Origin of the sequence: Pseudactinotalea sp., assembly GCF_048594945.1 — a bacterium.
Classification (GTDB): domain Bacteria; phylum Actinomycetota; class Actinomycetes; order Actinomycetales; family Beutenbergiaceae; genus Pseudactinotalea.
In genome coordinates this window covers 1-8016 of sequence record NZ_JBMDXJ010000185.1, presented here as the reverse complement: position 1 = coordinate 8016, position 8016 = coordinate 1, and the positions used below count along the sequence as shown (strand labels likewise).

Genomic DNA, 8016 nt, shown 5'->3' with positions numbered 1-8016 from the left:
CCGATGCGAGCCAGCCCGAGATCAGCAGCCCCGCCTCCCGCGCGACGACCCCGCGATCGGCGTCCGCGAGGTCGCGTGTCTCCAGCTCCAACGCGAGGTCACCCCGGTAGCCGTGCTCGTCGAGTGCCGAGACCACGTCCGCGAAGTCGATCTCGCCCCGACCGATCGAGTGATGGATGTAGCCCAGCGACGCGTCCCGCAGATGGACGTGTCGCGTGCGATCGGCAAACCGCGTGAGGAAATCGCGAGGCGTACCTCCGCTGGCTACCACGTGCGAGACATCGCAGACCAGACCGACGCTCCCCGAGAGCTGACTCGACAAGGCCGCTGCGCCGTCGACCGTGTGGACCAGACGGAACAGATGCGGAGCCTCGACCCACACCTCCCGACCGCGCGATGCGGCTCGTTCAGCTGCGCCCTCCAGACGCCCGGCGACCAGGCCAAGGTCGGCGGCGAACGACGAGCGCGGGGCGTGCGACAGGCCACCGTTCGGCAGGACAACGGCATCCGCATCGATCGCGGCGGCGAGGTCGAGCAGGTGGTCGAGATGGCGATCACGGACGCGTGAGTCGTCGTCGGAGGCATCGGGGACGTTGAGATCGCCGATGTCAGCATTGATCGAGCGCACCCTTAGCCCGCTCGCGGCCACGGTGCCGGCAACCGCGCGCACGGCCCGATCGTCCAGGTCATACGGCACGTGATCACAGACACCGGGCAGTGCACCCAGGTCGATCCCGGCGAAGCCACGACGGGCGATCTCGTCGAGCGCCTGGGGCAACGGCAGGTGCCGAAGCGTGATCGTCGAGCAGATCACCCGCGGATCCAGCTCACCCGTCATCGCGCGGACCGGCACACCTGGAAGAACTGGCGCTTGCGCTCCGAGGACAGTCCCCAGTTGACAGGGACGTTCTGGAACCCGTTCTCGTAGTCTCCGGGGGTCGACTTCGGCTCCGGCCAGGTGGTCTCCGAGCCCGGGTCGAAGTAACCCCACGAGATCCCCGCACGAAGTGCCGCGCGCATGTGGTTGTCGTCGGCACCGAAGTCGAAATGATCGTCCTCGTTCACGATGATCGGCACGCCCCGGTACGCCGAGTCGGCACGCAGGATGTCGGCCAGCTCGGGCACGGTGCCCGGCGTCGGTGTGCCGTTGCCGTGCAGCAACACGAAGTCGGCGACCTCCAGCACCTCGGACGAGACCACCACGGCATCGGGTCCCACCAGCCTGCGCGTATCGACGAAGCTCGATGAGACCAGCAGCCGCCGCCCCTCGCTTTCGACGGACTGCGCCAGCGTGATCAGCTCGTGGACGTTCTCTCCGCGCATGAGCGTGCTGTGGGTGTAGCAGTGCGGGATGTTGCACTCGTTCGCGATCTCGATCGCCACGTTCTCCCAACCGCCGTCCAGCACGAACCTCGCACTGTCGACGACGGCGCGACGCACCGCGTCGTCGTTGAGCAGTCGCTGCTCCTGGCCCTGGTAGAAGAGGTTGAGGATCACCGCGAAGCCAAGCCGATCAGCCTCGTCCAGGATTCGACCGATACGGTCGAAGAAGTCGGGCCGCAAGGCACCGTCGGGCTCGTATCCGCCCGAGTCCCATGGCTGATCCTTGCTGTACCCGAACGGGCTGCCGCCCTGCACGCCCAATGTGAAGGCATCGAGCCCGTCCGCTCGCCAGCCGGCCATCTCGGCGACGAACTCGCGCGTGTTGCGCTCGGCGTCCCACTGCCCGGTGTCGGGGTAGACCCACTTGTCGCGGGTGGTCGGGTTCCTGTCATCGAAGACACCGTTGATCATCCGACTGTTCAGCAGCAGTCCGTCGAGCCGGATGTCGTCGAGCCTGCGGCCGGCATTTGCGACCTTACCGTTCAAGAGAAAGTCAGTGCCTCTGATTCCGAGCGTCGTCATGCGTACGTCCTTTCCATACGTGTTCGCGGGAGTGTGAAGGTGGGTCGTCGACCCGATCGCAATGCATGCACGAGCCGTGCAGCCGGCGAAGGAAGAATGAGGAGCGCGGGCGGGAATGCCAGTGCCGCCCCGATGATCGAGGCGGCGGCAGCCACGGCGACGACGGCTCCGACCGGCCGGGTCGCCACAAGCCGGGCTGTCTCGCGGGCGAGCGTGCGTATGTTGCTGGCGCCGGCCACCACCGCGGGCGGCACAGACGTACCGAGGAGGGTGAGCGTCGTGGCGACCGCCCCCAGCAGGCCGAGCACGAGCGGGCGCTGGATCCCGCCCATGTGCAGCGCGACGTAGACGTTGAGGATGAGCAGGCATCCGATCGCTGCGACGAGCGCGCCGGCAACGCTCGCGTCGCGCCAGTGAGCGCGGACCGCGGCGGCGTAACGCACAGCGACACCGCGGCCGTCCCCCCGCGCCCACTCGGCAACCACGGCATGGAGCGCCACGGTGGCGGTCGGCGCACCGACGATCGTGAGCGTCAGCGCGAGCCACAGGACGTTGAGCCACAGATAGCGCACGGCCTCGTCGGCGCGCACGCCGACGCCGAAAGTCCATCCAGCCATCCGATCGAGCATGCTCACCCCTTGATTCCCGACGTCGCGATGCCGTCGACGATCTGCCGCTGGAAGAGCGCGAACATGATGATCGTCGGGATCAGGGAGACTGCACTCATCGCGAACATGGCACCCCAGTCGGACTCACCCGTGCTGTCGAGGAACTGACGCAGTGCGAGCGGAACCGTGAACAGCTCGGAGCGCGAGAGGTAGATGAGCGGCGCGAAGAAGTCGTTGTAGCTCCACAGGAAGGAAAAGATCGCCGTGGTCACGAGCGCCGGACGCAGCAACGGCAGCACGATCCTGGAGTAGATCTGCCACGGGTTGCAGCCGTCGAGCTGCGCGGCGTCGTCCATGTCACGCGGGATGCCACGGATGAACTGGACCATCAAGAAGATGAAGAATGCCTCCACAGCCAAGAACTTCGGAAGGATGAGCGGCCAGTAGGTGTTCACCCACCCCCACGAGTTGAAGATGATGAACTGAGGGATGATCGTGATCTGGGCTGGCAGCATCACGGTCATCAGCATGAGCGCGAACAGAGGCTTCTTGAAGCGGAAGTCCAGGCGGGCAAAAGCGAACGCCGCGAACGAGCACGAGAAGACGTTGCCCACCACAGCCGCCAGCGCGATCATCAGCGAGTTGGCGAAGTATCGACCGAACGTGTGAGCACCTGCCGAGAGCCAGCCGTCCACATAGTTGCTGAGCTCCCACACGCTCGGGAGCAGTCGCGGCGATGCGAAGATCTCGTTCTCCGGCTTGAGTGAGGCGAAGGCCAGCCAGATCAGCGGGTAAAGCATGGCGATGCCCCCGATGGCGACAACAACCGTGATCACGACCTTGGTCGCCGGGAGCCCTCGGGTAGGACGCGAGAGGACGGGCGCGTTGCTGGTCATGTCTGCCTCACTGGTCCGAGTAGTTGATCCAGAAGCGACCAGCCCAGAAGTTGATCGCCGTGACGGCACCGATCACCAGCAGCAGCACCCACGCCATGGCTGCCGCGTAGCCCATCTCGAAGTTGGCGAACGCCGACTGGTAGAGGTAGACGGAGTACACGAGTAGGGAGTTGGCAGGCCCGCCCCCGTTGCCGCCGATGATGTAGGCGGAACCGAAGACCTGGAAGGCGTTGATGATCTGCAACACGAGGTTGAAGAACAGCACCGGCGTCAACAGCGGCAATGTGATCCTCCAGAACTGTCGCCATGCGCCGGCGCCGTCGAGGGAAGCCGACTCGTACAGCTCGACGGGTACCTGGCGCAGCCCGGCGAGAAAGATCACCATCGGCGAGCCGAACTCCCAGACCCGGAGCAGGATGAGGGTGTATAGAGCCGTCGAGGAGTCACCGATCCAGCTGATGCTGCTCTCGATGCCCACCAGACCCAAGAGCTGGTTGAACAGGCCATTCGCACCGAAGACCTGCCGCCACAGGATCGCCACCGCGACGCTCGCCCCCACGAGGCTCGGCACGTAGTAGACGGAGCGGAAGAAGCCGGCCCCCCAGACCGACTTGTTCAGCGCAAGCGCCACCAGCAGCGCAAAGGCGAGCTGCAGCGGCACCGAGATGAACACGTACATCGCGGTGACCTGGATCGACTTCTGCCAGAGAGGATCCCCGAACATCCGGGTGAGGTTGTCCAGACCCACCCACTGCGGCATGCTCAGCAGGTTGTAGTCGGTGAAGGCGAGCACGAGCGAGGCCGCCATCGGTCCGATGGTGAGCACCACGAGACCGATACCCCACGGTGCGAGGAACAGCAGTGCCCAGCGCCCCTGTCTGGCGCCGCGTGACCGCGTCGCCGTTCCGGAACCGCCCGACGTGCGTACGTCGGTCATGGCAGCCGTCACCCGATGAAGCCCTCGGCTTGCGCGACGAGCTGCGCCGATCCATCGGCCACGGAGAGGTCACCGGCCGCGATGGTCTCGCTCATCGTCCGTAGCGCCTCGGTCATGCGGGCCGACCCTTGCGGGAACGACTCGGCGAGGTTCCCGATCGGCTGTGCGTACTCGGCGGACACCAGGTCGACGTAGTCGACGAATGCCTGGTCTGCTGCGTCATAGCTCAGCTCCGCGCGCAGCTCGAGGTTCGGTGGTGCACCGAACTCGGTGCCGAGCACCTCCACCGCACCCGGATCGTTGAGCAGGAACTGGATCGCGTTCACCGCGTCATCGATCCCATCACCCTTCGTGTAGGCGGCAATCCAGTTGGACGCCCGGACGTAGAGGCCTGACTCCGATGCCGACGGCATCGGAGTGGTCGTCAGCGCCAGCTCGCTCGAGGTGAGGTTCGAGAATGCCTTGAACACGTTGCTGAAGATGAAGAACGTCGCGGCCTGTCCGGTGACGAGCATCGCCGTCCCGAAACCACCGGCCGAGGACTCGGAGGTCAGCCCCGCCGGCGGCGCCGCACCGGTGGCGCGAAGGTCCTCCCAGACGCCGAACCACTCCTCGACGTCAGCTGGTGCGAATCCCAGGCCGCCGTCGGCGTAGAGTCCCTTGCCCCGCTGGCGCAGGAACACCTCGAAGAAGTTGGTGTCGCCGCTCGCATCCATGGTGCCGTAGTAGCTTCCGCCCGCCTCGCGGCTGACATCGTTGGCAAACGTGATGAACTCGTCCCACGTGTGGCCGGGCTCGAGTGGTTCGAAGCCGAGGTCGGACAATCGTGTCCGGTCGTAGAAGGCACCGATCGCGTTGTCGCCCAGCGGCAACGCACTACGCTGCCCGTCGATGACTCCGCCTGCAGTGGCATCCTGATCGAGACCGGAGACGTCGGTAATGGTGTCCCAGGCGTCGAGGTCGACCAGTTGTCCCTGGCGCGCGTAGTCGGCAACGATGTGGTGGAACAGGCCCACGATGTCGGCCGCCGCGCCACCGGCCATCTCGGTCGCGAGCTTCTCGGCGTAGCTGGAGTTGTCGATCGCCGACACGTCCACGCTCCCGCCGTACTCCGCGGAGTAGAGCGCGAAGGCTTCAGCGAGGCGTGCCTGCCGATCGGTCGTGCCGAACTGCGACATCCGGATGCTCGCACCGAAGGTGGGCTCTGCCCCCGGTGCCGGCCCGGAGCCTGAAGAGCCACCGCCGTTTCCGCATGCAGTGAGCGCCGCGGCAGCTGCTCCCCCGAGCCCGATCGAGAGCAGGGAGCGGCGGGTGAGGTTGTGAGACATGAGCTTCTCCGGTTTCTTCGTTGAAATCGAGTGGGTGTGACGACGTCCTCAGGCGAAGCCCTCGACGGCGTGCGGCACGTAGTGCTCTTCGAGTCGGGCGAGCTCCGACTCACTGAGCTGGAGCGCCGTCGAGGCGACGGCGTGGTCGAGGTGCGACAACCTCGTTGCGCCGACGATCGGCGAGCTGACAACGGGCTGACTCCGCACCCATGCGAGGGCGATCTGCGCACGTGAGACCTCGCGCTCGCGTGCGATCGCGGCGACAGCGTCCACGATCTTGCGGTCGTGAACCTCGAACTGCTTGTAGAGAGTCGGGAAGAGCGGGTCGGAGTCGAAGCGGCTCGAGGAGGCGTCCCAGTCGCGCGCGAGCTTGCCACGTGCGAGCGGGCTCCACGGAAGCGCTCCGACTCCCTGATCAAGGCAGAACGGATACATCTCCCGTTCGTCCTCGCGGTTGAGCAGGTTGTACTGAGCCTGCATCGAGATGAAGGGTGTCCACCCGTTCAATCGCGCGGTGTACTGCAGCTTCGCAAACTGCCATCCGTACATCGACGAGGCGCCGAGGTAGCGCACCTTGCCGGACTTGACCACGTCGTGCAGCGCCTCGAGGGTCTCCTCGATCGGGACCTCCGAGTCGAATCGGTGGATCTGGTACAGGTCGAGATAGTCGGTCCCGAGTCTGCGCAGGCTCGCATCGATCTGCTCCATGATGTGCCCACGCGAGAGCCCGCCACCGTTGGGGCCTGGCCGCATGGTCCCGTGTACCTTGCTCGCGATCACCACGTCCTCGCGATTCGCGAAATCGGTGATCGCTCGGCCCACGATCTCCTCACTGCGACCCAGTGAGTAGATGTTGGCTGTGTCGAAGGTCGTCACACCCTGCTCGAGCGCGGCCTTGATGATCTCCCGGCTCTCGGGTTCGGGAAGTGTCCAGCCATGCGCCCCTCGATCGGGATCGCCGAAGCTCATGCAGCCGAGCGTGACCTCCGAGACCTGCAGTCCGCTGGTGCCGACGTTGACATGCTTCACGAGATGAGCTCCTTCGTGAGATTCGGGGTTGTCCCGTACAGATCGATGAGTCGGGAGTCGTCGCGGCGCCCCCAACCACGCTCGCGTGCCTCGATGAAGCGCTCCGAGGTCAGGCCCGCGAGGGGCACGTGCGCCTCAGCGTGCTGCGCGGCGTCCAGGACGAGGGATGTGTCCTTCACGAAGATGTCGATGGCACTGAGGACATCGGGCTCGTCGGCGGCCAGCATCCGCGGTCCGCGATCACTCAACATGAAGGACGCGGCAGCCCCGCTCTCGACGGCACCGAGCACGACCGCAGGATCGAGACCGAGCGCTCGGGAGAATGCGAGCGCCTCGGCTGCTGCCGCGAGGTGCACCGAGCACAGGAGCTGGTTGACGAGTTTGACGGCCTGCCCGTCGCCGACCTTGTCGCCACAGACCGCGACGCGCTGCGACATCAGGTCCAGGACCGGCTGTACCCGTGCGAGATCCTCGGTCGCAGCCCCCGCGAGAACGGTAAGTTCTGCCGACCTCGCGCGCGCAACGCCGCCGGTGACCGGGGCGTCCACGACTCCGACTCCACGTCCACGCAGATCCTCGGCAATGGACGTCACCGCGTCGACACCGACCGAGCTCATCACCACGACGGTGTGTCCGGTCCCCAGGGAAGCAGCCCCATCGGAACTGACCAGGACATCACGGAGCTGCGCCGGCGTCGCGACCATCACCACCACGATCTTGGCGGCACGAGCGACGTCGTCCAGCGACGACGCCACCTCGGCGCCCAGAGTCGCCAGCTCTGCCGTACGGACCGCGTCCACGTCGTAGACCACGACAGGCCGCGCTCGCAGAACGTTGCGAGCCATGGGCGCACCCATGGCGCCGACACCCACGAAGCCCACGGCGCCCGCTCTTCCGGCAGAGTCGCTCTTCATGCTTCACCTCGTTGTGCATCCGGGTCCGCTCCTGCGGCGGGCTCCTCATAGTGTCAACATTCTTTCGTCTTTTGTCAACATTTATGATGAGAAGGTGTTCCGCTATGGGACCGCAGGCCGCCACGAGCAGGTCGGCCTGCGGGCGGCTCGCGGGCGCGTTCCGCTACACCGTGGTTCACTGCTGGGCCGCACCTCAGATAGCGCGAGCCTGCCCATGAGCCACCCGAGCGGCGCTGCGAATCAGTACACGTTCCCGTGCTCGCGGAAGTCGCGCCAGACGTTCTCGAAGAAGTCGTCGTCAGCAGGGATCGGCCGCACCGGTCGCCAGGTGAACTCCGGCCGCCCGGCGGGGTCGTCGGTGTCGGCGGCGTAGGAGGTCTCCTGCACCTCGCCGTCGAG

Annotated in this window: 8 protein-coding genes; all 8 read right to left on the bottom strand. The window is 66.0% G+C overall.

Features of this window, described 5'->3' with window-relative positions; translation table 11 throughout:
* Window positions 1–838: sugar phosphate isomerase/epimerase family protein (locus ACOJSN_RS08275; RefSeq protein ID WP_420112024.1), on the bottom strand; the 838-nt coding region annotated here is incomplete at its 3' end.
* Window positions 835–1869, bottom strand: coding sequence for a hypothetical protein (locus ACOJSN_RS08270; RefSeq protein WP_420112023.1), 1035 nt, complete (start codon window positions 1867–1869; stop codon window positions 835–837). The genes ACOJSN_RS08270 and ACOJSN_RS08275, both read right to left, overlap by 4 nt.
* Window positions 1870–1901: 32 nt before the next feature.
* On the bottom strand, window positions 1902–2522 hold the full coding sequence (locus tag ACOJSN_RS08265; protein ID WP_420112022.1) for a DUF624 domain-containing protein: 621 nt from the start codon (window positions 2520–2522) through the stop codon (window positions 1902–1904).
* A gap of 14 nt (window positions 2523–2536) precedes the next feature.
* Window positions 2537–3409 carry a carbohydrate ABC transporter permease gene (locus ACOJSN_RS08260; RefSeq protein ID WP_420112021.1) on the bottom strand — a complete coding sequence of 291 codons (873 nt, stop codon included), beginning with the start codon at window positions 3407–3409 and terminating at the stop codon, window positions 2537–2539.
* 7 nt (window positions 3410–3416) lie between these two features.
* Window positions 3417–4346: a carbohydrate ABC transporter permease gene (locus ACOJSN_RS08255; protein ID WP_420112020.1), complete on the bottom strand. Its 930-nt coding sequence runs from the start codon at window positions 4344–4346 to the stop codon at window positions 3417–3419.
* Window positions 4347–4354: 8 nt separating this feature from the next.
* Window positions 4355–5674 (bottom strand): ABC transporter substrate-binding protein, encoded by a 1320-nt coding sequence (locus ACOJSN_RS08250; RefSeq protein WP_420112019.1) that lies wholly within the window; start codon window positions 5672–5674, stop codon window positions 4355–4357.
* A gap of 48 nt (window positions 5675–5722) precedes the next feature.
* The gene (locus ACOJSN_RS08245; protein WP_420112018.1) at window positions 5723–6703 is read right to left on the bottom strand and encodes an aldo/keto reductase; all 981 of its coding nucleotides are present in this window, start codon (window positions 6701–6703) and stop codon (window positions 5723–5725) included.
* Window positions 6700–7617: an NAD(P)-dependent oxidoreductase gene (locus tag ACOJSN_RS08240; protein WP_420112017.1), complete on the bottom strand. Its 918-nt coding sequence runs from the start codon at window positions 7615–7617 to the stop codon at window positions 6700–6702. The genes ACOJSN_RS08245 and ACOJSN_RS08240 overlap by 4 nt, the downstream gene beginning before the upstream one ends.
* Window positions 7618–8016 lie beyond the last annotated feature (399 nt).